21 protein-coding genes are annotated in these 25,898 nt (G+C 31.8%); 7 read left to right on the top strand and 14 right to left on the bottom strand.

Features of this window, described 5'->3' with window-relative positions; genetic code table 11:
• Nucleotides 1-29: 29 nt before the first annotated feature.
• The 3 genes from N534_RS0113665 to N534_RS0113655 are packed head-to-tail and all read right to left on the bottom strand — an operon-like array spanning nt 30 to nt 1,792.
• Nucleotides 30-638: a fumarylacetoacetate hydrolase family protein gene (locus tag N534_RS0113665; RefSeq protein ID WP_028893011.1), complete on the bottom strand. Its 609-nt coding sequence runs from the start codon at nt 636-638 to the stop codon at nt 30-32.
• Between the two features lie 7 nt (nt 639-645).
• Entirely contained in the window at nt 646-942 is a 297-nt protein-coding gene (locus N534_RS0113660) for a hypothetical protein (RefSeq protein ID WP_028893010.1), read from the bottom strand.
• Between the two features lie 10 nt (nt 943-952).
• A complete protein-coding gene (locus N534_RS0113655) occupies nt 953-1,792 on the bottom strand; it encodes a 1,4-dihydroxy-2-naphthoyl-CoA synthase (protein ID WP_028893009.1) in 840 nt (279 codons plus the stop codon).
• 93 nt (nt 1,793-1,885) lie between these two features.
• On the opposite strand from N534_RS0113655, the gene N534_RS14890 reads away from it, so the two are divergent.
• Entirely contained in the window at nt 1,886-3,127 is a 1,242-nt protein-coding gene (locus N534_RS14890) for an alpha/beta hydrolase-fold protein (RefSeq protein WP_051435935.1), read from the top strand.
• Between the two features lies 1 nt (nt 3,128).
• Here N534_RS14890 and N534_RS0113645 read toward each other — a convergent pair whose 3' ends face one another.
• From N534_RS0113645 to N534_RS0113630, 4 genes are all read right to left on the bottom strand, one after another.
• Entirely contained in the window at nt 3,129-3,539 is a 411-nt protein-coding gene (locus N534_RS0113645) for a hypothetical protein (RefSeq protein WP_028893008.1), read from the bottom strand.
• A 1-nt stretch (nt 3,540) separates the two neighbouring features.
• Nucleotides 3,541-5,193 carry a 2-succinyl-5-enolpyruvyl-6-hydroxy-3-cyclohexene-1-carboxylic-acid synthase gene (menD, locus tag N534_RS0113640; protein ID WP_028893007.1) on the bottom strand — a complete coding sequence of 551 codons (1,653 nt, stop codon included), beginning with the start codon at nt 5,191-5,193 and terminating at the stop codon, nt 3,541-3,543.
• Nucleotides 5,194-5,258: 65 nt separating this feature from the next.
• Nucleotides 5,259-5,912 (bottom strand): fructose-6-phosphate aldolase, encoded by a 654-nt coding sequence (fsa, locus tag N534_RS0113635; protein WP_028893006.1) that lies wholly within the window; start codon nt 5,910-5,912, stop codon nt 5,259-5,261.
• 125 nt (nt 5,913-6,037) lie between these two features.
• Nucleotides 6,038-6,838 (bottom strand): SDR family oxidoreductase, encoded by an 801-nt coding sequence (locus N534_RS0113630; protein WP_028893005.1) that lies wholly within the window; start codon nt 6,836-6,838, stop codon nt 6,038-6,040.
• 125 nt (nt 6,839-6,963) lie between these two features.
• Here N534_RS0113630 and N534_RS0113625 point away from each other — a divergent pair, with 125 nt between their 5' ends.
• Entirely contained in the window at nt 6,964-8,601 is a 1,638-nt protein-coding gene (locus N534_RS0113625; protein WP_028893004.1) for a M1 family metallopeptidase, read from the top strand.
• A gap of 118 nt (nt 8,602-8,719) precedes the next feature.
• Here the strand turns inward: N534_RS0113625 and N534_RS14885 are convergent, their stop codons facing one another.
• The 5 genes from N534_RS14885 to N534_RS14880 all read right to left on the bottom strand — a co-directional run bounded on the left by N534_RS14885 (nt 8,720) and on the right by N534_RS14880 (nt 17,731).
• Entirely contained in the window at nt 8,720-10,564 is a 1,845-nt protein-coding gene (locus tag N534_RS14885) for a DUF349 domain-containing protein (protein ID WP_038006126.1), read from the bottom strand.
• Between the two features lie 86 nt (nt 10,565-10,650).
• The gene (locus N534_RS0113615) at nt 10,651-11,412 is read right to left on the bottom strand and encodes a shikimate dehydrogenase (RefSeq protein WP_028893003.1); all 762 of its coding nucleotides are present in this window, start codon (nt 11,410-11,412) and stop codon (nt 10,651-10,653) included.
• Nucleotides 11,393-12,400, bottom strand: a complete 1,008-nt coding sequence (locus N534_RS0113610; RefSeq protein ID WP_028893002.1) for a DUF368 domain-containing protein — start codon at nt 12,398-12,400, stop codon at nt 11,393-11,395. The genes N534_RS0113615 and N534_RS0113610 overlap by 20 nt, the downstream gene beginning before the upstream one ends.
• Before the next feature lie 33 nt (nt 12,401-12,433).
• A complete protein-coding gene (locus N534_RS0113605; protein ID WP_028893001.1) occupies nt 12,434-13,357 on the bottom strand; it encodes a DUF368 domain-containing protein in 924 nt (307 codons plus the stop codon).
• Between the two features lie 12 nt (nt 13,358-13,369).
• Nucleotides 13,370-17,731, bottom strand: a complete 4,362-nt coding sequence (locus tag N534_RS14880; protein ID WP_231517330.1) for a translocation/assembly module TamB domain-containing protein — start codon at nt 17,729-17,731, stop codon at nt 13,370-13,372.
• A gap of 227 nt (nt 17,732-17,958) precedes the next feature.
• Here N534_RS14880 and tsaD point away from each other — a divergent pair, with 227 nt between their 5' ends.
• From tsaD to N534_RS0113575, 5 genes are all read left to right on the top strand, one after another.
• Complete coding sequence (tsaD, locus tag N534_RS0113595) at nt 17,959-18,987, top strand: tRNA (adenosine(37)-N6)-threonylcarbamoyltransferase complex transferase subunit TsaD (RefSeq protein ID WP_028893000.1); 1,029 nt, start codon at nt 17,959-17,961, stop codon at nt 18,985-18,987.
• A 158-nt stretch (nt 18,988-19,145) separates the two neighbouring features.
• Nucleotides 19,146-19,811 (top strand): M15 family metallopeptidase, encoded by a 666-nt coding sequence (locus N534_RS0113590; RefSeq protein WP_028892999.1) that lies wholly within the window; start codon nt 19,146-19,148, stop codon nt 19,809-19,811.
• 65 nt (nt 19,812-19,876) lie between these two features.
• A complete protein-coding gene (locus tag N534_RS0113585) occupies nt 19,877-20,551 on the top strand; it encodes a hypothetical protein (protein ID WP_051435934.1) in 675 nt (224 codons plus the stop codon).
• Nucleotides 20,552-20,678: 127 nt separating this feature from the next.
• Nucleotides 20,679-21,674 carry a pyruvate dehydrogenase (acetyl-transferring) E1 component subunit alpha gene (gene pdhA, locus N534_RS0113580; RefSeq protein WP_028892997.1) on the top strand — a complete coding sequence of 332 codons (996 nt, stop codon included), beginning with the start codon at nt 20,679-20,681 and terminating at the stop codon, nt 21,672-21,674.
• A 3-nt stretch (nt 21,675-21,677) separates the two neighbouring features.
• Nucleotides 21,678-23,315 (top strand): pyruvate dehydrogenase complex dihydrolipoamide acetyltransferase, encoded by a 1,638-nt coding sequence (locus N534_RS0113575; RefSeq protein WP_028892996.1) that lies wholly within the window; start codon nt 21,678-21,680, stop codon nt 23,313-23,315.
• Nucleotides 23,316-23,365: 50 nt separating this feature from the next.
• On the opposite strand, the gene N534_RS14875 is transcribed toward N534_RS0113575, so the two are convergent.
• Together N534_RS14875 and aroC are read right to left on the bottom strand one after the other, a co-directional pair.
• Entirely contained in the window at nt 23,366-24,358 is a 993-nt protein-coding gene (locus N534_RS14875; protein ID WP_369791966.1) for a PA0069 family radical SAM protein, read from the bottom strand.
• 195 nt (nt 24,359-24,553) lie between these two features.
• Nucleotides 24,554-25,618, bottom strand: a complete 1,065-nt coding sequence (gene aroC / locus N534_RS0113565; protein ID WP_028892995.1) for a chorismate synthase — start codon at nt 25,616-25,618, stop codon at nt 24,554-24,556.
• Nucleotides 25,619-25,898: the final 280 nt, after the last annotated feature.

Raw genomic sequence — 25,898 nt, 5'->3', positions numbered from 1 at the left:
AAAAGAATCCCGCCGAAGCGGGATATATTTTATTTTACTTTTATTTGAAAAGCTTGTTTTCCTTCAATAGTTCCTGTTAAAATATCATTTTCTGCTACTTTCCCAACTCCTGCTGGTGTGCCTGTAAAAATAATATCTCCTTTTTTCAACGTGAAATATTGCGACACATAACTAATCAATTCATCAATCTTCCACAGCATACTAGATGTATTTCCATCTTGCACAACCTCATCGTTCTTCTGTAATTGAAATGACAAGTTTTCTAAGTCAAAATCTTCTTTTGGAAAAAACTCTCCTACAATAGCACTACCATCAAAAGCTTTTGCTTTTTCCCAAGGCAACCCTTTTTCTTTGCATTGTGCTTGTACATCTCGTGCAGTAAAATCAATTCCTAGCCCAACAGTATCATAGTACTTATGTGCAAATTTTGGAGAAATATGTTTTCCTACTTTATTAATTTTCACCAATACTTCCACTTCATAATGCACATCATTTGAAAAAGGTGGGATAAAAAAAGGCATCTTTTTTGGAAGAATTGCTGAATCTGGTTTTAAGAAAACTACTGGATTATCTGGTCTTTCATTCGCTAATTCTTCTATATGCTTTGCGTAATTACGCCCAATACAAATTATTTTCATTTTTTAATTATGAATTATTTTTAACCTTATCAAGATATTCATTCTTAAACTCTGCGGAAATTCCTTTTAAACTTCCAGCAACTCCATTAATTTTAATTACTCTTTCATCTCCTTTTATCCATGTAATCTTTCCCATTTCATCAGAACATGGATAATTATCCCCTTTTGGAGTTAAATCAATCTTAAAAAGCAAAGAGTAATTCTCTTTATAAATAAACCTATCTCCTATCTTTAGATTTTTATCAGAGATTTTCTTAGATAATGAATATAAAGGTCTTATTATTTTTAACTCAGAGTAACTCATTATTTAAACCTTAAGGTATCCAAGTTTTTGGGAAGTTAGGCTTACGTTTTTCTAAAAACGCATCACGTCCTTCTTTAGCTTCATCTGTCATATATGCTAAACGAGTTACTTCTCCCGCAAATACTTGCTGTCCTACCATTCCGTCGTCCGTTAAATTCATTGCGAACTTTAACATTTTAATAGAAGTTGGTGATTTTGCTAAAATTTCTTGTGCCCACTCAAAAGCAGTTTGCTCTAACTCATCATGAGGAATTACCGCATTTACCATTCCCATTTCATAAGCTTCTTGCGCTGAATAATTTCTTCCTAAGAAAAAGATTTCACGAGCTTTTTTTTGCCCAACCATTTTCGCTAAATATGCCGATCCATAACCTGCATCAAAGGAAGTTACATCAGCATCAGTTTGTTTAAAAATAGCGTGCTCTTTACTCGCCAAGGTTAAATCACAAGTTACGTGTAAACTGTGTCCTCCACCTACTGCCCAACCTGGAACCACACAAATTACTGCTTTTGGCATAAAACGTATTAAACGTTGTACTTCTAAAATATTCAAACGGTGGTAACCATCATCTCCAACATATCCTTGATGTCCACGTGCGTTTTGATCTCCTCCAGAGCAAAAACTCCAAACTCCATCTTTAGTTGATGGTCCTTCTGCTGATAATAATACAACTCCGATATTGGTATCTTCGTGAGCATCATGAAAAGCATCTAATAACTCAGAGGTAGTTTTAGGACGAAATGCATTACGCACATTTGGTCTGTTAAACGCTATTCTTGCTACATTATGTGATTTTTTATAGGTAATATCTTCGTATTCTTTGGCAACTTTCCAATCTGGTTGTATCATAATTTTAAAATATTGTCGTTATTTAGATGTACAAAAATAACATAATAACTTTATTTTTCTTTTCTATATTTGAACGATATAATTTACCCCAATATGAAACAAGTATATTTATTATTTACCTTATTAATTAGTACTAGTCTTTTTTCTCAAAAAATAATTTCTCAAAAAGTTAACTCTGAAGAATTAAGCGGAAGTAGAAATGTTAAAATTTATATCCCTCAAGGTTATGATGTAGACGAGACTACTAATTATCCATTAGCAATTGTATTAGGAGACGAGTATCTTTTTGATTTATATGTAGGAAATGCAAAACTGTATGCTAATGTAGATAAAGCTCCTAGACAAATTGTTGTTGGGATTGACATGAAAAACACTTATGGTAAAGATATATCAATAATACCTGCTAACAATGCTTTAACAACTTCTGGGGCACATTTTTTCAACTTTATAAAACATGAGTTAATTCCTTTTATGGAAGGTAATTTTAGAACTTCTCCTTTTATGACAATTGTAGGTGAAGGTAAAGCGGCTAACTTTTTAACTCATTACTTAAAAGATGAGCAACCTATTTTTAACTCGCTTATTTGTATTACTCCAGAGTTTCCTCAATTTGCACCAGCTATTTTAGAATCTTATTCTTTAAGCAGACTAGGTTCTATAGATAATACTTACTTTTTATACACTAGTAATAACAAGAAATATATAGACTCTAAGCAATACAATTTATTTAGTGAAATCAAAACATTAGTAACTTCTTACGATGCTAAGAACTTACACGTTAATTTTGATGAATTCCCTAATGCTCCTAACCATTTAGCTGTTATTGCCGAAACTATTCCAAGAGCTTTCAATCAAATGTTTGCTTTGTATTCAAAAATAACCAAAGAGGAATTTGAAGCAAACGTTAAAGACTTAGCTCCGCTAGATGCTATTAAATATGTAGAGAAGAAATACTTAGATATTCAATATTTATATGGATCTAATTTAAATGTTCGTTTGGATGATATTTTTGTTATTGAAGACATCGTAATTGACAGACAAGACGGTGATTATCTTAGAGTTTTAGGTGACTTTGTTATGATAAAATATCCAGACTCGCACATGGGAGATTTTTACATTGGTAAGTATTATGAGCTAGGAAAAGAATATGAAAAAGCTGATTTTTATTACAAAGCTGCTTATGGAAAAATGGATCCTTCAAATCCTAATGCAGATGCTTTTTACGAAAACATTAAACGTGTAAACGATTTAATGAAAACAGAAAAGAAAGAAAATCCTACTGAAGAAATAAACGAAAATCAGAATGAAGAGCAACAAGAAGAAGGTCAAGAATAGGTTATTTCAACACTATCCTATCCTCTTCTAATTCTATCATTTTATTTTTATATAATGTACCAATAGCTCTCTTGAATGCTTTTTTACTCATTTGTAAGTGAAATTTAATTGATTCAGGAGAGCTTTTATCTGTCAATAACAAAAAACCTTTCTCTTCTAACTTTCGTAAAACTTTATCTACATCAGAATCAATTACATTCTTAAAACCTTGCGGACGTAACGATACATCTATCTTTTCGTCTTCACGTATCTTTTTTACGTAACCAACAGTACGCATTCCTTCTTCTACATCACTAAAAACCTCATTGTTATACAACAACCCTTCATACGATTCATTAATTAAAACCGTATAACCTAAAGCTGTTTGAACTCCAATAACTAAATCTACCTTATCTCCTTCTTTTAATTCCATCTTATAAGTTTTTAAAATAGTTCTTTAAAACTACGTCATTTATTTCTTTTGGAGTAAATATCTCCATTATTTTTGGCTGTTCAGTTTCTGTATAAAACTCATTTAGCTCTTCATTTAACTCTTTTAAACCTGCCACCTGAACATATTCAAAACCATACATTTTTGCCAAATGTTCTGCTGTTAAGTTGTGAGGCGTTTCAAAATAATTTGCAGCATTTGTTTTTAATGGCCCAGGAATGAACCTAAAAATACCACCTCCCGCATTGTTTAATATTATAATTCTAAAACTCTTAGGGATATTAGTATTCCACAAAGCATTACTATCGTAAAAGAAACTTAAATCTCCTGTAATAAATGTCGTTGGTTTATCATCGGCAAACGCTGCTCCTACAGCAGTACTTGTACTACCATCTATACCACTTGTTCCTCTATTACAAAACACTCTTAAGGTAGAATTCACATCGAATAATTGAGAATATCGAATCGTAGAACTGTTACTAATTTGCAACTGAGATTCATTAGGAAGTTTTTCTAAAATCGCTTCAAATACTTTTAAATCTGAATACTCACAGTTTTGCAAATATGTTTCGTGTTTCTCAACTCTTAAACTCTTTTCTTTTAACCATTTTTGCTGATAATTACTTTCAATACCTTCACTCTTCCCTGATAACGCTGTTAAAAATTCAACAGGATTTGTTTGAACAAACTCCGACAAACAATGATAGGTATCCATCGCTTTTAACTCATCGACATGCCAATGGTGATTTGGTGGCGACTTTCGTAAAAGTTGTTTAATTTTCTTAGAAATTACCATTCCTCCTAAAGTTACTAATACTTCAGGTTTAAATTCCTCAAACTCTTCAGAAGACAAAGGAAAAATCAACTTATCAATACTATTGATAAACTTCGGATGATATATATTAGAAGTCGTTTCAGTTAAAACTATTACAGAATCATCTTCTGCATACTTCGATAAAACCTTTTGTAATTCAACATCAGGAAAACTACTTCCTACTAAAATCATTTTTTTAGTTGAAACATTCCAAATAGAAGCTAATTTTTCTAAATCAAAAGATTGTTTTGTTTCACTCGAAATGACATTTGAAAAATTAAAAGATTGTAATTCTTCTACCGTTTCATATAAAGGCTCATCAAACGGAACATTGATATGTACTGGTCCCTTCTTGTTAATCGCAGTTTGTATCGCTTTTGTCAACAAGTCAGAGTTATTTTTTAACTGATTCTCTTCTTCAATCAAATTCGCTGAGAACAAAATATGATTTTCAAACACATTTTCTTGACGAATGGTTTGTCCATCTCCAATATCAATTAAATGTTTTGGCCTATCCGCAGAAATTACTATTAACGGAATTTGACTATAATACGCCTCTGCAATTGCAGGATAATAGTTTAATAAAGCTGAACCTGAAGAACATGTAATTACTACAGGTTTTTGAGTTTGTTGCGCTATTCCTAACGCAAAAAAAGCAGCACAACGCTCATCAACAACACTTAATGCGTTTGTTTTTGGGTGATTTGAAAATCCAACAGTAAGTGGCGCATTACGAGAACCTGGAGAAATAACCACAGTATCAACATCAAATTCATGACATGCAGTAATAACAAGTTGTGCGAGTTCTTTTTTTGGGTACATATCTTTTAAAAAATGAGATTCCCGCTTTCGCGGGAATGACAAAATACTAAAACCAACTTTGTTGATTAGTTTCCTTTCTTATAATCTGCTAAAAATTTAGCTAAACCAATATCTGTTAATGGGTGCTTTAATAATCCTTCAATTGCGCTTAAAGGTCCAGTCATAACATCGGCTCCTATTTTAGCACAATCAATTACGTGCATTGTGTGACGTACTGATGCTGCCAATATTTGTGTATCAAACAAATAGTTATCATAAATCTGACGAATTTCTGAAATTAAATTTAATCCATCTGTAGAAATATCATCTAAACGACCAATAAATGGAGACACGTAAGTTGCTCCTGCCTTTGCTGCTAATAATGCTTGACCTGCTGAAAACACAAGAGTTACATTTGTTTTAATTCCTTTATCAGAAAAATATTTACACGCTTTGATACCATCAGCAATCATTGGTAATTTTACCACAATTTGAGGATGTAATGCAGCTAACGCTTCACCTTCTTTTATCATTCCATCAAAATCAGTAGAGATTACCTCAGCAGAAACATCTCCTTCTACTATTTCGCAAATTGCTTTGTAGTGGTTGATAATGTTTTCTTCTCCTGTTATACCTTCTTTAGCCATTAATGATGGGTTTGTTGTTACCCCATCTAAAATACCTAAAGCCTGTGCTTCTCTAATTTGATCTAAGTTAGCTGTATCAATAAAAAATTTCATCTGTATATTTATTATGTAGTTGTGTTCTAATTTTTGAATTCTACGAGAGTACAACCCTCTTTAAAACAACGCATAAAACAATATTTTATGCCGTAATTTTCTTTAATTACTAATCTTCTGCGAATTTACAATTTATAATGATTCATTAGTAATTTTTCATAAACTTTATCAGGTAAGATTCTTTTTAATACAATTGAAAATTTCTCCATAAATCCACCAACTTTATAGTGAATTTTAGGATTCTTATTTTCAATGATTTTATAAATTGCTTCTGCCATAAGTATTGGGTCTGCTCCTGAATCGACATGAGCATCCATTAAAGCTAAATTTTCAGCATATTTTTCTTTGTAAGCAGAATTTTCAAAAACAGGTGTATGGTATCTTCCCGCAGCAATGTTCGTGGCAAAATCTCCCGGAGCTACGTTTACAACCTTAATTCCAAAGCTTTTTACCTCCATACTCAACGCTTCTGTTACTAACTCTAACGCTCCTTTACTTGCAGAATAAATCCCTCTAAAAGGTAACCCCATGTACCCTGCGATTGATGTTGTATTAATAATCGTTCCTGATTGTTGCTTTCGCATATAAGGTAATACTTCTTTAACTACATCAATTACTCCAAAGAAGTTTGTATTAAAATTATCTTTCATTTCTTCTGTTGGAGTATCTTCAATAGGACCTGTAATTCCTTTTCCTGCATTGTTTATTAACACATCAATCTTTCCTTCAGCACTAATTACTTCTTCTACAGCTTTCTTTATCGATTCTTGATTAGTTACATCTAATGCTACCATTTGAAACGGAGTAGTTACTTTTTGAGGATTTCTACTTGTTCCGTAAATTTTAAATCCTCTATCATGTAAATAAGTAGCAATTGATTTTCCTATTCCTGAAGAAGCTCCTGTTATGAAAACTATTTTTGACATTCTTGTAATTTTAAGCAAATATCTTAAAGTTGCCTCCAATAAAAAAACTTTAAAACTTATCTTAGCGTTTTATCCCATCAAGAACAAACACTATGCATAAAAAAACATTTTCTTTATCAGTTTTTATGACATCTTTGGCGATATTAATTGCTGGATGTTCTTCTTCTACTGCTCAAAAAAGCACATCGTTATTTTCTAAAAGTGAAACATTTACACGCCAAGATTCTTTGCGTGGTTCTATTACTCCAGAAAGATCGTGGTGGGACTTAACATATTACCACCTTAATGTAGCTGTGAATCCTGATAAAAAATTTATTAAAGGAAAAAACACTGTACAATATAAAGTTTTAAAACCTCATCAAGTTTTACAAATAGACTTGCAACCTCCCTTAAAAATTACCAAAGCGATTCAAAATAATGAAGAGCTAAAAGTTGTTTCTGAAGGTAATGCACATTTTATTCAACTGAAATCTCCGCAAAAAGAAGGAGCTAAAAATTCTGTTGATGTGTATTACGAAGGAAATCCTAAAGAAGCGATTAGAGCTCCTTGGGATGGTGGTTTTTCTTGGAAAAAAGATAGCAATGGAAATCATTTTGTTGCTACTTCATGTCAAGGATTAGGCGCAAGTATTTGGTGGCCAAATAAAGACCATATGTATGATGAAGTAGATAGTATGGCGATTAGTGTTCGTGTACCTAAAAACTTAATGGATGTTTCTAATGGTCGTTTACGCAATATTGAACAACACAATGATGATACAACCACTTATCATTGGTTTGTTGACAATCCGATTAACAACTATGGAGTAAATGTAAATATTGGAGATTATGTGCATTTTTCTGAGAAATACCAAGGTGAAGATGGAGAGTTAGACATGAATTATTATGTGTTACGTGACAATCTTAAAAAAGCCAAAAAGCAGTTTAAAGATGCTCCTAAGATGATGAAAGCTTTTGAACATTGGTTTGGTAAATATCCCTTTTATGAAGATGGTTTTAAACTAGTAGAAGTTCCGTACTTAGGAATGGAACATCAAAGTTCAGTTACTTACGGAAATCAATATAAAAATGGGTATTTAGGTAGAGATTTATCTGGAACTGGTTGGGGATTAAAATTTGACTTTATTATTATTCACGAAGCTGGTCATGAATGGTTTGCTAACAATATTACCAATGTAGACATTGCTGATATGTGGATTCATGAAAGTTTTACAGCTTACTCTGAAAACTTGTTCTTAGATTACTATTACGGAAAAAAAGCGTCTGCTGAATATGTTATTGGAACACGAAGTTCTATTCAAAATGACAAACCAATTATTGGACATTACAATGTTAATAATGAAGGTTCTGGAGATATGTATTACAAAGGAGCTAATATGTTACACACCATTCGTCAATTGGTAAACGATGATAAAAAATGGCGTCAAATTTTACGTGGTTTGAATGCTGATTTTTACCATAAAACAGTAACAACTCAAGAAATTGAACAATATATGATTGATAAATCTGGAATTGATTTAAGTAAAGTATTCGATCAATATTTACGTACGGTGAAGATTCCTGAGTTAGAGTATACAATTGAAAACAATACCTTAAAATATCGCTGGAATAATGTTGTTAAAGGTTTTAATATGCCTGTAAAGGTAATTATTGATGGAAAGGTTGAATTGATAAACCCTACTGAGAATTGGCAAACAAAAACTATGAAAGCAAGTTCTATTAAAATTGACAAGAACTATTACATAAACTCTAAATCCGTTTAAAACTTCATATTCTATCAAATTTTGAACTTACAGTAGCCAAACAACTTACTAAAAACTAAACATAAAAAAAACTCGAACCTTTTAAAATTCGAGTTTTTTTTATGATTGCTAAATTATCTTAGTAATCTAATCTTTTTAAGTAGTCTAGTTTTTCTTGCCAAAGATCTAATTGGTCTTTGAAATCTTGAATTCCCTTACGAACATTTTGAACTAAAGGATTATCTTCTGTAGCATTAGAAATAAAACTTAAATTATTTTCTAACTGTTGCATTTCGCGTACAGTTTCATCTATTTTCTTTCTAATAAAGAACTGCTCACTGTCTAGCTTTCTGTAGTCTTCTTGCGCTAAATACGTATCAACAACACCTTTAAACTTCATCATTTCAATATCAATTCTACCCATATCTAGCTTGTCTAGATGTGCGTCCATTGCTTTATTAAACTTTTCATCTAAATGACGAGCATTTCTAGGTAAAGCTCCTAAATCTCTCCACTCTCCTAACACTCTTTGAACATCTTCTTCTGTTTTGATGTCTTCAGATTTTACCTGTTCAATATATTCTTTTTTAGCTTCTACGGTAGCTAATTGTTCTTTGTTTTGTTCATTTTTTAAGGTGTGTAATCTATCAAAATAATGATTACAAGCATTTTTAAAACGCTTCCAAATATCATCAGAAAATTTTCTAGGTACATGTCCTATTTTTTTCCAATCTGATTGAATACGCTTCATTGTATTGGTTGTTTCATTCCAGTCCTCACTGTTTTTTAAACTTTCAGCTAGTTCAACCAATTCCATTTTTCTTTTTAAGTTGTCATTCTGCGCACTTTTTTCGTTTTTATAAAAAGCGTTTTTCGCAGTATTAAACTTTTTAGTCGCAGCTTTAAACTCCTGCCAAACAGCTTCACTCTTACTGTAAGGAAGTTTTCCTATATCGAAGTATTTTTTTCGTAGTTTTTCTATTTCTACTATACTCTTTTGCCAATCATTATGAGTTTTGTTCTTAGAAGTATCGTAAGCCTTAATTTCAGCTGCTACTGCCAATTTAGCATCGATCATTTCTTGGTACTTTGATTTTAGTTCTCTAAAGTACTGATGACGCTTATCGTGTATTTTTTTGGTAGCTTCACTAAATTTACCCCAAACCTCTTCTCTATTTTCTTTTGCAACAGGCCCTACTTCTTCCTTCCATAAACGGTGTAACTCTTGTAACTCTTTAAAAGCTACATTTACATCCTCAATATCATTTAAAGCCTCTGCTCTTTTAATTAACCCTAACTTTTCTTCTAAATTATGTTTAAAATCAAGCTCTCTAAAATCTTTATTTAAATGCAATAAATCGTAAAAACGCTCTACGTGATGGTGATAGGTTCTCCAAGTATCATTATATTTTGTTTTAGGAACTGGACCAATGCTCTTCCAACGATTTTGAATTTCTTGAAAATCGTTATACATCGTTTTAGGATCAGCGTTTTCGATTAAACTCTTTAACTCTTCAATTAAATTATTTCTTCTTTCTAAATTCTCTTTTAGTTGCTTTTCTAATTGAGAATAATACGCATCTCTTTTGGTTTTATATTCACCAAGTAATTTGTTGTATTCTGTTTTTACAGGGCTAGAAAATTGAAAATCAATAGAATTACCACCTTCTGCTAAAAAAGCTTCTTTTTTCTTAGCAAGTAAAGTTCCAAACTTTGAGTTGAATGCTATTTTTAAAGCATCTACATTTGATTTTAATTGTTGAACTGGATAATCTTTTAATAATTTTTTTAATTCATCAACCAATTTTTCTAATTCCATCGAAGCATAATCAAGCATTGGAATTTCGTGCTTTTCGTCTGCTTTTTCAGATTCATTAGCTACCTCATTTTCTACTTCATTAACTGCATTTTCAGTTTCCTTACTCGCGTTGTTTTGTTCTTCTGTAACTGGGTTTTCTACTTTCTCTTCGTTATTTTCTAACATATCTACAATGTTTAAGTTCCTTTGATTTAGATTATAAAGATACGGATTCTAATATAATAGCAAATTTTATTTTCTTTTTTAAAGAATTAGTCTTCATTCCATATTTCCCAAGCTTTTTCAGCTTGAAGTTCTAACATTTCTAATCCGTTTTTTATGGTTGCTCCTTTTTCTTTTCCTTTTTTCAAAAAAGTAGTTTCTGCTGGATTGTATATTAAATCGTATAATAAATGTTTACTTGAAATAAATTCATAGGGAATATCAGGACAATTTTCTATATTCGGATGTGTTCCTAATGGTGTACAATTTACAATTAGGTGATATGAACTCATTATTTCTTCAGTAATATCACTATAAGAAATTTGCTTTTTCCCTTCTGGTGTTCTAGAAACTTGTTTGTATTTAATTTCTAAAGTTTCAAACACAAAAGCTACAGCTTTGGACGCTCCTCCTGTACCTAAAATCAATGCTTTTTTATGATTTTTTTTCAATAAAGGTTTTAATGACTTTTTAAATCCGTATACATCAGTGTTATATCCTTTTAACTTCCCTTTTTTGGAGATTTTTATAGTGTTTACTGCGCCAACCTTTAATGCTTTTTTATCAATTCTATCTAAAAAATTAAAGACTTCTAACTTATAAGGAATGGTTACATTCATCCCTTTTAATCTTTTTTTATTCTCTTTTATCTTTTGAGGAAGTTCATGTATTGATTGAATATCAAAATTGATATACTTATGATCTTCTAAGTCTAATTTTTCAAATTTTTCAGTAAAATATCCACGAGAAAATGAGTAGGAAATATTTTTCCCTACTAAAGCATATAAGTGCTTATTTTCTTTTTCTGTCATAAAAATCAATAATTAAGATTAATGCGATTCCAATAATAATGAATCCTATTGAAACCCATGTTTCTTGATTGTTAAAATTAGGAATAAATCTTTGGTAGTTTTCGATGATCTTATTCCCGTTCTGATCTAGTAAAAAAGAAGCTCCTTCGGTTTTGTATATTGTTTTTTTCCAAGGCCAAACAACTCCTAGAGATCCGGTAATAAACCCTATAATAATTGCTGTTACAATCTGATGCCATCTTTTTAACACATACCCTAACACATGTGAAATAGAAACTAATCCGAATGCTGAACCCGCAGTAAAAACTGCTATTATTTTTAAGTATCTTACTTTAACCTCATCTTGTAACACCTCGAAATTACCCGAAATTAAATTCGTTATTACGTGTCCTAAAACATTTACACTATCGACTAGTAATAACACATAATTCCCTAACAGTATTAAAATAAAAGATCCTGATAACCCTGGCAATGTCATTCCAGAAACACCAATAATTCCGCACACAAACACAAACCATAAATTATCATTCTCTGTTGCTGGCGTCATAAAGCTAATAGAGATGCCTACTGCAGCTCCAATTAGTAAACCTATTATTGTTTTAGGTTTCCAATCTCCAAAGTCTTTTGAAATGTAATAAATAGAACCTATAATCATTCCGAAGAACCATGACCAGACATATAACTCGTAATTTTTCAGAAAATAATCTAACACCAAAGAAACGCTAAAGTAACTAAACATACTTCCTGCCATTACCCATACTAAAAACTGTAGGTTGGTATAATTTGAAAAACTTTTAAATCTACCGTTAAAAAGTAGTTTAAAAGCTTTACCATTTATTCTCTGAAATGTATAAATAAGTTCTTCATAAAACCCCATAACAAAGGCTACCATGCCACCAGAAACCCCAGGTACTTTATTAGCACCTCCCATGATTAGGCCTTTTAAAAAAAGATGGATTTTTTGTAGTAGCGTACGCTCTTTATACATATTGTTTGATTAGAACGCTAAGTTACTTATTTTCTATTGCTTTTTTACCGCTAATTTTTCTAGCATTAAAATTAGTCCAAACCCTAATAATGCTAACATTACTGAATACATTAACTGAGGATTTCCGTCGTAAGAAAAAGGTGAAATTGATAATTCATTAAACGGAACTTGTTCTCCGTGTGAATTGGTACGATACGTTAACACTTTTTTCCATGGCCAAATTTTATTTAATGAACCAATAATAAAACCTGTTAACACTATCAATGTGTAATTTTTATAGTTTGCAAATAGATATTTTAAAACTCTTGAAAAAGATAACAACCCAATAATTGCCCCTAAAGCTACAACTGCTATCGTTGCTAAATCGCGGTTATTTACTGCTGCTAAAACAGGCTTATATGCTCCTAAAAGCACCAAAATAAAGGATCCTGAAATACCTGGTAAAATCATCGCACAAATTGCAATTGCCCCTGCTAAGAACATAAATGGCATAGAAGAGTGTTCAGAAACTAACGGATTTAATGTAGTGATATAATAAGCTACAATTGCCCCTACAATTAGTAAAACTCCTGATACCATATTCCATTGTGTCACTTGTTTTGCTATGTAAATAACGCTTGCTAGCACCAATCCGAAGAAAAAAGACCACACTAAAATCGGATGATTCGTTAACAACCAAGATATTATTTTTGCCAATGAAACTATACTGATAAAAATCCCTACCAAAAGAGAAGCTAAAAAATTACCATTAGCTTGTTTCCAAGCTGCTTTTATTCCTTCTTTTTTTAGCTTTTTTAATAGCTTTAAGTTAATATTACTGATAGACCCCAGCAGTTCTTCATAAATTCCAGAAATAAATGCAATTGTACCTCCTGAAACTCCAGGAACAACATCAGCAGCTCCCATAGCCATTCCCTTCAACAAGATTACCATGTAATCCTTTATAGTTCTCGTCATAAAATTATTTGGTTATTTTTTTTCTTTAGACTTAAAGTTAATCAACCCTTTTTTCTTTTTTGGTTGAATACTGTCTTTTAGAGTATCTTTTTTTTCTCTTTTTTTATTTAGCCCTAGTTTTCTTCCTAACTGGCGCAAGTTATTAAAATTAACTTGATAAGAAATACCTACTCCTTGTGTATATCCTTCTTCTTCTGTAGAATATTGCACTTCATTTTGACGGTTAAAAACGGTACCTCTTAAGTTTCCTTCTTCATTTAACAACACCTCAACTTTTACCTCACCTACAACACTTGTTTGGGTATTTGTTCCTACAGGAACACCAACCTTACCATTCACTAAAACCCTATCACTCAATCTAGTAGATACTGAAACATCTACTTGATCATCTGAATTAAGGTTATCTACCTCGCTTCTATCTCCTTGTGTATATCCTACCCCTAATTGGAACTTGTTTCCGTCACTATTTAACATATTTGTTAATATACTCGAAGCTATACCTGATGCTGTTCCTGCTATTCCTGCACTTGCACTATTTCCAATAGCATCCGCATTGTAAAAAGTTCCAAAAGCTAACAAGAATGAAAAATGTTGCATTTTGGTATTTAAATCATTTTCATTCAGAATAAACTCCAATTCTGATGTTACTGTTGAATTCGCATTAGGTATCTTGATATCAAACTCTTGTGTTGAACTAAATAAACCTCCTGTAATTTTTGTATATAAATCGATAGGAATTTTACGGTTGGAATTGATATTATCTAACAATTGTGCTGGATTCGCCTTGGTTCGGTATACTGCGGTAATATCTAATTCTGCATCATAAGGGTCTCCATTCCATGAAATGGTTCCTCCCTTTTGCACAATAAAGGGTTTAGTTATACCTGCATACTTAAAGTTATAAAAACCATTATCTACAGTGAAATCTCCAAACATATTAAACTTACCTCTGGTATCAATATCTATAAATAAATTTCCTTCTCCACTACCTTTTAGCTCACTTCCTGAAACTTTGTCTATTACTACTTGTGCAACGGCATCTTTAGTTACAGTTAAATTTAATTTTAAATCTAAACCTTTAATATCTTTAACTACTCTACCTTTATTTTCTTCATCCTCTTCTCCTGTTTTAAATCGAATTAATTTATAGTTATCTATCGTTTTAACATCACTTAAAGGTATTACGAATAAGGTTCCTTTGTTGGTTCTACCATTTACATCAATATCTAAATTACTTGTAAGTCCTCTAATTTTAGCTTCTCCATTTAAAAAACCTGTTCCGTAGTATTGAGATTCTTCTTTTTCTTGTGTATCTAGCACTAATAAATTCCTTGTATTAATATCAAAATTCAAATACCAATCTTTAAAATTTTGGTGCGCTATACTTCCTGATAAGTCTCCTTGTGTTAAGTATTTTGTATCTTCAAGAATAATATCTTTAAAGATAAATTCTTGTCCATCTAACACTACATTAGAGTTTCCTTTTAAATCAAAATCTACGTTTAAATAAGGAAATCCTAATCCAGCATTTTCAAAATTAAGTTCTCCTTGTAAATCTGGACTACCCAAATAACCTCTTGCTGTAAAATCTCCTGTTACTTTTCCTCTTAATTTAGATAAAACATCTTCTCCTAAAGGACTAAAAGCAGCTATATCATATTCTTTTAGATATATTTCTAAATCTATTGTAGGTCTTTCTCCAGAAAAATCTACTCCACCTGTTGCTGAAATACTTTTAGCGTTTTCATTTTCTAAAGTAAGGTCTACATTATATTTTTCATACGAGTTGTTTCCTGCAACCTTTAATGCTAAATTCCCTTGTGAATAATCATTAATAAAAAAATCTTCTATATATAGATTTCCTTTTGGTACTATTGTTTCTTGCTCTTGTTTATACTCTAGTTTTCCATTTAATCTTCCATTTAACTTCAAACTATCTATAGGCGGTAAGAAACTAGCCAGTTTTACTTTGTCAAAATTGGCGTGTATATCTTTATAAGTACTATCTTTTACAATTCCTTTAAAATCTATTCGTTGTTCTCCAGACTTAAACACAAACGGACTTATATTGAAATCGTCTTTTTTCAAATCAAAAGCTACTTTATTGTTTTTATCATCATTAGGATTCACAATCCAATCAAACCCTCTGTAGTGTAGGGTTGATTTTTGAATTCCTACAACCGATTTTTGAAGTTCATTAATTGTGTAAAAGAAATCTAAATTGAAACTCTCAGCATAATCTTTACCTCCTTTAAAAACAGATTTAAAAAACAACGTATCATTTTGAGTACGGTTTAATAGATTCAGTTTTTCAATATTATAATACTTCGTATTAATCTTATTAGCTGTTAGATGGGTGTTATATAATGGATTTTTATTATCTAATCTTAAAACAACCCCTTCTATTATATTTTTATAAACGTTTATTTCAGGTGATTCAAAAGTAAGCTTTAAGGAGTTTTTATCAGAATTGATTCGTCCTTTTAATCGCGTATTACTACCTATTGAAATGTTAGGTAAAAAGATATCGATAATTTGATTGTAAATAGTAAAATCGAAATCTAAGAATTGATTTGGAGCTACTTCATGCGGACGATAGTTCGTATACACACTACCCAAAGCATTTTGAGCTATTGGTAATAATTCTTCAAATGAAAATTTTCCTTTCAACTTTCCTTTAACAATATCTTCGGAATTTACTTCTATTGTTTTAATACTATCTTTTACCGATGAGTTTACTTCAAAACTCTTAAAAGGATAACTCTGTTTTTGGTTTGTATACACCAAGTTTTTAAACGTTGCCTTACCTACAATGTCATCAAAAGTGTTTCCTGAAATATTTAAATTAATGTCTCCCTTTAACACAGCAGTACTGTCTCTAGTAAATAGGTTTGTTTTTTTCAAATCAACTCTATCAACATTAGCTATAAAATCGAACTTATTTATTTCCGATGAAAAATCTGCTAACCCTTCAAACTTCAATTTAAAGTTATCATCTTCAGCAGTTAGCAAACCATCAAATTTTTTATTTTGAAATTGCCCGTTTACCAGTAAGTTCTTGTATTCATAATCATTAAAATATAAACTAGTTACTTTTCCTATGATAATAGTATTTACATTCTCTACATTAAACCCGCTTCCGTTTACATCTGCTTTTAATGATACCGTTCCTAATACAGGATCGTTAGCAAAAACCCCTAAATCAAAGTTCTTAAACTCAATTTCACCAGTATACTCTGCTTCGTCTATATTATCTATGTTAGTTAATTGAAGATCAGAAATAGCAGTTCCTATTTCTGACTTTATCGACAGAGTCGCATCCATTTGATCTGGTGTTACTTTAACCAAACCATTCATTGTAAAATTACCTAATCGCTGAAATTCAGTAGGTAATGTTTTTCCTAGTAGATTCGGAAGCACATTTCTTAACTGATGATAATTGGCTGTAAGATTTTCTAAATCCGCATCAAAAACAAAACCTCTATCTGTGTTAAAAGCATTAACAAAACCCATATCTCCAATAATTCGCATACCTCCTTTAGAATGTATTCGAACATTGTTTGCACTAAAATTATTAAGAACTCCACTAATACCCCCACTTACATACAAGAAATCATTCCCTCCTATTTCATTATAGAGCTTATTTAAGTCTTTAACTGATACCGTACTTTCTTGAAACTTTGCTTTAATTTTTACCTTATCATTAAAGTTCACGAAGTCTTTTCTGTCATAGGTGAATTTTATGGCTGCTTGTAACTTGGTATTATTATCTGTTTCAAGTACTGTTTCAGCAAAATCCATAGATGATTTTGTGTAAGTAAAATTCGTTGATAGATTAGATATATTTATTCCTCTATTCTCAGTAAAATGTAGATTTCTAATTTTTGCAGAAACATCAGGTCCTACAATAGAAAAATCTTGTAAATCTCCTCCTCCATTGTACGCCGCAAATTGAAGTAATTCGCTTTTATTCTCATCCATTAATTTAAAAGTCAAATCTTCCAATGAGATTTTTTCACTTTTTAAAATAAAAGGAGTTGCTAAACTATCTCTAGGTTTTCCATCTTCGAAACTTTCAACAAAAACAGACATGTTATCATTTTTCTCTCCTTTATAGGTTTTCATATAAAAATGAACTCCTGTTAAAGAGGCTTCACCTAAATCTACTTTATTATCTAATACTCGTTTTACATTTTCTAATGAAGTACTTAAGTTTTTAACAAAAATAAGGGTGTCTTTATGGTGGTCTCTTATCTCAATCTCTTTTAATTGAACCTTCCCTAACCAAGATAAATCTATTCGTTTTACAACAATATTGGTATTAAACTCTTTGTTCACCCAATTTGTAGCTTGCTTTGCTAATTGGCTTTGCACAAAAGGAAGCGATAACAAAATAAAAAGCAAGAGTAGAAAAAGCAACGTGTACTTTAGTATTCTACCTATGATGTTACCTACTCTTTTAATGATTTCCCTTTTTTACAATCCTAATAAACAAAAGTAATCAGCAAACTGCAAAAATGTTGCCTTATTTTAAAGAAATATTGATTTTAACGAAAATCTAACGTAATATCAATATTTTTGTAGTCTAAATCCGAAATGATTTGAGTAACGAAACTATTTATATTTTAGGAATTGAAAGCTCTTGTGACGACACAAGTGCATCAGTAATTTGCAACGGAAAAGTCTTGAGTAATGTTGTTGCTAACCAAGAAGTACATGCCAAATATGGTGGTGTAGTTCCTGAATTAGCTTCAAGAGCGCATCAACAAAACATAGTTCCTGTTGTACAACAAGCCATTGAGCAAGCAGGTATTACAAAACATGACTTAAATGCTATTGCTTTTACTCGCGGACCTGGACTCATGGGATCATTACTTGTTGGTACTTCTTTTGCTAAATCTCTAGCTTTGGGACTAAACATTCCTCTGATTGATGTTAACCACATGCAAGCGCATATTTTAGCGCATTTTATTAATGAAGAAGATAGTAATATTCCTCCTTTCCCTTTTGTTTGTTTAACTATAAGTGGCGGACACACACAAATCGTAAAAATTACCAATCATTTTGAGATGGAGATCCTAGGAGAGACTATTGATGATGCTGTTGGTGAGGCTTTTGATAAATCAGCTAAAATATTAGGTTTACCTTATCCTGGGGGGCCTTTAATTGATAAATACGCACAATTAGGAAATCCTAAAGCTTTCAAATTTACTAAACCTAAAGTTGGGGATTTAGAATTTAGTTTTAGTGGTTTAAAAACAGGGATCTTATATTTTGTTCAAAAAAACACAAAAGAAAATCCTAACTTCATTAAAGAGAACTTACATGATATTTGTGCTTCTATTCAATATACCATTATTGAAATCTTAATGGATAAACTAAAAAACACTGTAAAACAAACAGGTATCAAACGTATAGCAATAGCTGGGGGTGTTTCTGCCAATTCTGAAATTAGAAAACGACTAACTACAGCTCAAAAACACTGGGGATGGACAACCTATATACCTAAATTTGAGTACACCACAGATAATGCAGCTATGATTGCTATTGCTGGATATTTAAAGTACTTAAACAATGATTATTCTGATATTTCTGTAACTGCCCAAGCGCGTTTAAAAGTTACTGAATAACCCTTTTATAGATTAAAATATGAATAAATTTAAAAGTAGATTCCTTCTCAGTATTACCTATTATTTTTTTAGCTAGTCTGTTAAAGCTTTTAGATAAATAAACGTTAATCTTTATTATTAAAAAATGATGTTAAAATCCATTTCATTACATTTACCCTATGAAATGGATTTTATCTTTATTTTTACTTATTTCCTTAGGAATTCAATCACAAAACCTACCTGAAGGCTTTTCATATATCAATGATGTTTCACCAACAATACAGAGTGAACTAAGATATTGTTATAACAATAACTTCATGGGAGTTGCTGTTAATGGATATGAAGAAAACACACTTATAGCAACTACTGCTACTGCTAAAGCTTTGAAAAAAGTTCAAGATGAATTGGCTTTGAAAAAGCTAGGTTTAAAAATTTACGATGCGTATCGTCCTCAAACAGCTGTTAACCATTTTGTAAAATGGGCTAGAGTAATGAGCGATACAATAATGAAAAAACAATATTATCCAGAGGTTAATAAACGTCACTTGTTCAAAAAAGGATATATTTCTTCTAAATCTGGACATTCTAGGGGTAGTACTGTTGATCTTACTATTATCAATTTGGAAACTGGAGAAGAATTAGACATGGGGAGTCCATATGATTTTTTTGGTGTTTCTTCCCATATCACTTATGAGAATCTTTCTGACCATCAAAAAGAAAATAGGCAATTACTGCAAACAGTAATGAAAAAACATGGTTTCAGATCTTACAGTAAAGAATGGTGGCATTTTACCTTAAGAGGTGAACCTTTTCCTAAAACTTTTTTCGATTTCCCTGTAAAATAACTAGTTTTAACTCTTAAATTTATAGAGCCTCATAAAATCGGCATTATAATTGTTAAGTTTTTTTAATGAAGAAAATAATATCAACACTCGCAATCTTTATTTTATATAGCATAACATCTAATGTTTTTGCTCAAATGGATGGTACAATAGGCAATAAAGAAAAGGAGAATACTTCCTTCGGAATTATTACTGCGCCTGCAAAAGAAGTTATTAAACCTAAGAACTTAGATTTCAATAGTGATAGTGGTTTTAAAACTGCACATAACGACCTACAAAAAGAACTTGAAAAACAACGAGCTAAAAGTGAGTTTGAAAATAAAGGAATTTTAACAAGAGCTAAAATTGCCGAAGAACAACACCTAAAAGCTTTTAAACAAGTAAATGGAATGTATCAATACCCTGTTATTGATCAAGATTTAGGAAGTTTCAGAACAAAAAGTGGTAGTATCAATATTATTTGTAGAGATTACCAATATCCTGATGGAGACAGAGTAACCATCTATATAAATGACGTGCCTGTTGTAAGTAACCTAACACTTCAACAACGTTATCAATCTTTTAATCTTCCTTTAGACGAAGGTATTAACACCATAAAAATTGTTGCCCTAAACCAAGGAACTTCTGGTCCTAATACTGCTGCTTTTAAAATTTACAATGATGCTGGTATGCTAATTTCATCAAATGAATGGAACTTAGCTACAGGAGCAAAAGCTACAATCATTGTAGCAAAAGAAAAATAAATCGTAAAAGTTGTAAAAAACTTATCATAACTTTTCACAATAACCCTTTTTTAAATTACTAAAAACTACTTACTTTTGTAGCTACGTTTTGTAACAAACAAACTTTAAAATAAACAACTAATATATAATGAAGAAAATCACCAAAGAAACCTATATCAATTGGTATAGAGATATGCTATTTTGGAGAAAGTTTGAAGATAAGCTAGCAGCAGTTTACATTCAACAAAAAGTAAGAGGTTTTTTACACTTATATAACGGTCAAGAGGCTGTTTTAGCAGGTTCATTACACGCAATGGATTTGACTAAAGATAAAATGATTACTGCATACCGTAACCACGTGCAACCAATTGGTATGGGTGAAGACCCAAAACGTGTTATGGCAGAATTATATGGTAAAGCAACTGGTACTTCACATGGTATGGGTGGTTCAATGCATATTTTCTCTAAAGAGTACCGTTTCTATGGTGGTCACGGAATTGTAGGTGGACAAATTCCTTTAGGTGCTGGTATTGCTTTTGGAGACAAATACAAAGGTAGCGACGCCGTTACTTTATGTTATTTTGGTGATGGAGCTGCTCGTCAAGGTTCTTTACATGAAACTTTTAACATGGCAATGAACTGGAAATTACCTGTAATATTTATTGTTGAAAACAATGGATATGCCATGGGTACTTCAGTTGAAAGAACTGCAAACCATACCGATATTTGGAAATTAGGTTTAGGGTACGAAATGCCTTGTGGGCCTGTTGACGGAATGAACCCTATTAAAGTTGCTGAAGCTGTTGATGAAGCTATTCAAAGAGCTCGTCGTGGTGATGGACCAACTTTCTTAGAAATGAAAACGTATCGTTATAGAGGTCACTCTATGTCTGATGCACAACACTACCGTACAAAAGAAGAAGTAGAAGAATACAAAAAAATAGATCCTATCACTCAAGTTTTAGATATCATCAAAGAAAACAACTACGCTACTGAAGATGAAATCAAAGCAATTGATAAAGAGGTAAAAGATATGGTTAAAGAATGTGAACAATTTGCAGAAGATTCTCCATATCCAGAACTAAATCAATTATATGATATGGTATACGAACAAGAAGATTATCCATTCATAAAATCTAAGTAAACTATGGCTACAATTATAAACATGCCTCGCTTAAGCGATACAATGGAAGAAGGAGTGGTAGCTTCTTGGTTAAAAAATGTAGGAGACAAAGTTGAAGAAGGTGATATTTTAGCTGAAATCGAAACAGATAAAGCTACAATGGAATTTGAATCTTTTCACGAAGGAACTTTATTACATATCGGTGTTCAAGAGGGCGAAACAGCTCCTGTTGATAGCTTATTAGCTATTATTGGTGAAGAAGGTGAAGATATTTCTGGTTTATTAAACGGAAACACTTCTGCTCCTGCTGAAACAAAATCAACAGAAGAAACTAAAACTGAAGAGTCAAAAGCATCAAACACAAGCACTGATATTCCTGAAGGAGTAAAGGTTGTTACTATGCCTCGTTTGAGTGATACGATGACTGAAGGTACTGTGGCTTCTTGGTTGAAAAAAGTAGGTGATAAAGTTGAAGAAGGTGATATTTTAGCTGAGATTGAAACTGATAAAGCTACGATGGAGTTTGAATCTTTCAACGAAGGAACTTTATTACATATCGGAGTTCAAGAAGGTGAAAGTGCTCCTGTAGATAGTTTATTAGCTATTATTGGTAAAGCTGGAACTGATGTTTCTTCATTAGTAGAAGCACATAAAGCAGGTACCTTAACAAGCTCAACTACTACTGAGAAACAAGAAGAAGCTCCTAAAGTAACAGAAGAAAAGAAAACAGAAACAGCAGCTACTCCTGTAGCAACTGTATCAAATACTAACGGAGGAAGAATTTTTGCATCTCCTTTAGCTAAAAAAATAGCAAAGGATAAAGGAATCAATTTAGCAGACGTTAAAGGTTCTGGAGAAAATGGACGTATCGTTAAAAAAGATGTAGAAAATTATACTCCAGCTGCTAAAATTGAAGCACCTGTAGCTACAAGTACTGCTGCTACTCCATCAGCTGTAACTAATTTTGCTATTGCTGGCGAAGAAAACACTTCTGAAGTTAAGAATTCTCAAATGCGTAAAGCTATTGCTAAGGCATTAAGCAATTCTAAATTCTCTGCTCCTCACTTCTACTTAAATATTGAAGTAGATATGGACAATGCTATGGCTTCTCGTAAAACCATTAACGAAATTCCTGACACTAAAATATCATTCAACGATATGGTAGTAAAGGCTTGTGCAATGGCATTGAAAAAGCATCCTCAAGTAAACACTAGCTGGACAGATAATGATACATTATTCCACAGTCACATTAACGTTGGTGTTGCTGTAGCAGTAGATGAAGGTTTAGTTGTACCTGTAGTAAAACACACAGATGCATTGAGTTTAACTCAAATTGGTGCAGCAGTACGTGATTTAGCAGGAAAAGCTAGAACTAAGAAAATTACTCCTGCCGAAATGCAAGGAAGTACATTTACGGTTTCTAACTTAGGAATGTTTGGTATTGAAAGTTTTACTTCAATCATAAACCAACCTAATTCTGCTATCTTATCAGTAGGAGCAATTGTACAAAAACCAGTGGTTAAAAACGGAGAAATCGTTGTAGGTAATACAATGAAGTTAACCTTAGCATGTGACCACAGAACGGTTGACGGGGCTGTTGGTGCTCAGTTTTTACAAACTTTAAAAACATATATTGAAAACCCTGTTACCATGTTAGCATAGTTTTTAATAAAAGTATAACAAAAAAAGCTCACCAATGGTGAGCTTTTTTATTAAAATAAACTTATTTGATTGGTTTGATGTTTATCAAATTTAGAAAAATCTAGCGGAGGTAAATGTTGATCTTTTAAATATAGTTTTCTTGCTAACTTAAACTGCAGGTTAATTTGTTCGGCTATTTTACCTTCTCCTCGCATTCTATTCCCATAACGAGAATCATTTAAAGTTCCGCCATGACAATCTTCTATTTGATGCAAAATTTTCTCTGCTCTATCAGGATACGTTTTATGCAGCCAATTAGTAAATATTTCTCCTATAGCTCCATTGAGACGCACTATTGTATATCCTATTGATGTAGCTCCTAACTCACTTACTTTTTTTACTAATGGCAATATTTCATGACTATTAATAGATGGTATTATTGGCGCCATCATTACATTAACTGGAATTCCGTTTTCTGAAAGAATTTGCACTGTTTCTAACCTTTTTCTTATCGATGCTGTTCTGGGTTCTACCACTTTTCTAACCTCTTCCGATAGCGAGGTAATGGATATGCTTACCCTTACCAAATTCAATGCAGCCATTTCTTTCAATACATCTAAATCGCGAAGAATTAATGAGTTTTTGGTTATCATACTTGCTGGATGTTTCAACTTGAGTAGTACCTGCAACATTTTTCGGGTAATCTCTAACTTCTTTTCTATAGGTTGATAACAATCTGTGTTCCCCGAAAACATTATATCTTGAGGTTGCCAATTCTTACTTCTCAGTTTTTTTTCGAGTAATTCTGGTGCATTGGCTTTATATAAAATTTTACGCTCAAAATCCAACCCTGCTGAATATCCCCAATATTCATGTGTATTGCGCGCATAACAGTAAATACAACCATGCTCACACCCCTGATAAGGATTCATAGAATATGAAAAACCTATATCTGGACTCGTTACTTTGTTCAAAATTGTTTTAGGATAAATTTCTAAATAAGATGTTTTATTATTGTCGGCCGATTCACTTTCAGCCTCGCAATAATTTAGAAAGTCATCCAACACTGTATGCTGATGCTATAAAAACTTATTTTGGGTGTTATGTTGTGCACCACGTCCTTTAATGATGTCCACAGTAAAAAGATGAATAGATTAGAAATTACCTTAAAATTACACTATAAAACACGACACAACTGTTAAAGAAAAAAGATTTTATAAACAAAAAAACCATTCTAGTAAAGAATGGCTTTTCATATTTTAAACTTTTCTTGTTTTGTTCATTAACCAAAAATCGGCCAGTACCAATGCGGTCAACGCTTCTACAATTGGAACTGCTCTAGGAACCACACAAGGATCATGACGTCCTTTACCATGAATATTGGTAGCTTCACCTTTTGAATTAATTGTTGCTTGATTTTGCATAATAGTAGCTACTGGTTTAAAAGCTACACGAAAATAAATATCCATTCCATTAGAAATTCCTCCTTGAATTCCTCCTGATAAATTAGATTGTGTAGTACCATCTGGATTAAAAACATCATTGTGTTCAGACCCTTGCATTTTTGCTCCACAAAAACCACTACCAAATTCAAAGCCTTTTACAGCATTGATTGATAACATGGCTTTACCTAATTCGGCATGTAGTTTATGAAATATTGGCTCTCCTAAACCAACAGGTACATTTTGAACCACACAAGTAATAGTACCTCCAATAGTATCACCTGCTTTACGTATTTCATTTATTTTATCAATCATAATTTCAGCAGACTTTTCATCAGGACAACGTACTATATTACTTTCTGTTTTTGAAAAATCTAATTCTTGATAAGGTTTCATCATAAATACATCACCTACTGAAGAAGTAAATGCATTTATGTTTATATGATTGATTAACTGCTTTGCCAAAGCTCCTGCTACTACCCAATTAGCAGTTTCACGCGCAGAAGTTCTTCCTCCTCCTCTATGATCTCTAATTCCGTATTTTTTGTCGTAAGTATAATCAGCATGAGAAGGGCGATACACATCTGTGTTATGATTATAATCTTTACTCTTCTGGTTTGTATTCTTAATTATAAAACCAATAGAAGCACCTGTAGTAACACCTTCAAAAATTCCAGATAAAAATTCTACAGTATCTGGTTCTTTACGTTGTGTTACAATTTTTGACTGACCTGGTTTACGACGATCTAATTCATATTGAATTGCCTCAAAATCTACTTTCATTCCTGCTGGGAATCCATCAATAACACCTCCTATTGCTACTCCGTGAGATTCTCCGTATGTAGTTACTTTTAAAATATTTCCAAACGAATTAAACATAATTAATAAATTTAAGAACGAAGGTAGAGTTATTTTACAAGAAAAACTACATTTAAAAGTCTATTATTTCTCAATAAACTTCCTGTTTTACCTAGTCTATTATGAGCTTCAATAAGAAAAATAATATTTTTTTCTTATCCGAATTAAAGCAAACATACTGATTGCAAAAGTGTTATAATTACCATTGCTTTTTGACTGAAAAAAAACATAAAAAAAGTAGATAAAAACTTTTTTAGAATTGAAAAAAGGTCATATATTTGCATCCGCAATCAGGGAATACTTG

Source organism: Tenacibaculum sp. 47A_GOM-205m (assembly GCF_000518405.1).
GTDB lineage: Bacteria > Bacteroidota > Bacteroidia > Flavobacteriales > Flavobacteriaceae > Polaribacter > Polaribacter lutimaris.
The sequence above is the reverse complement of the archived record's forward strand: the minus strand, read 5'-3'. Positions and strand labels throughout refer to the sequence as shown.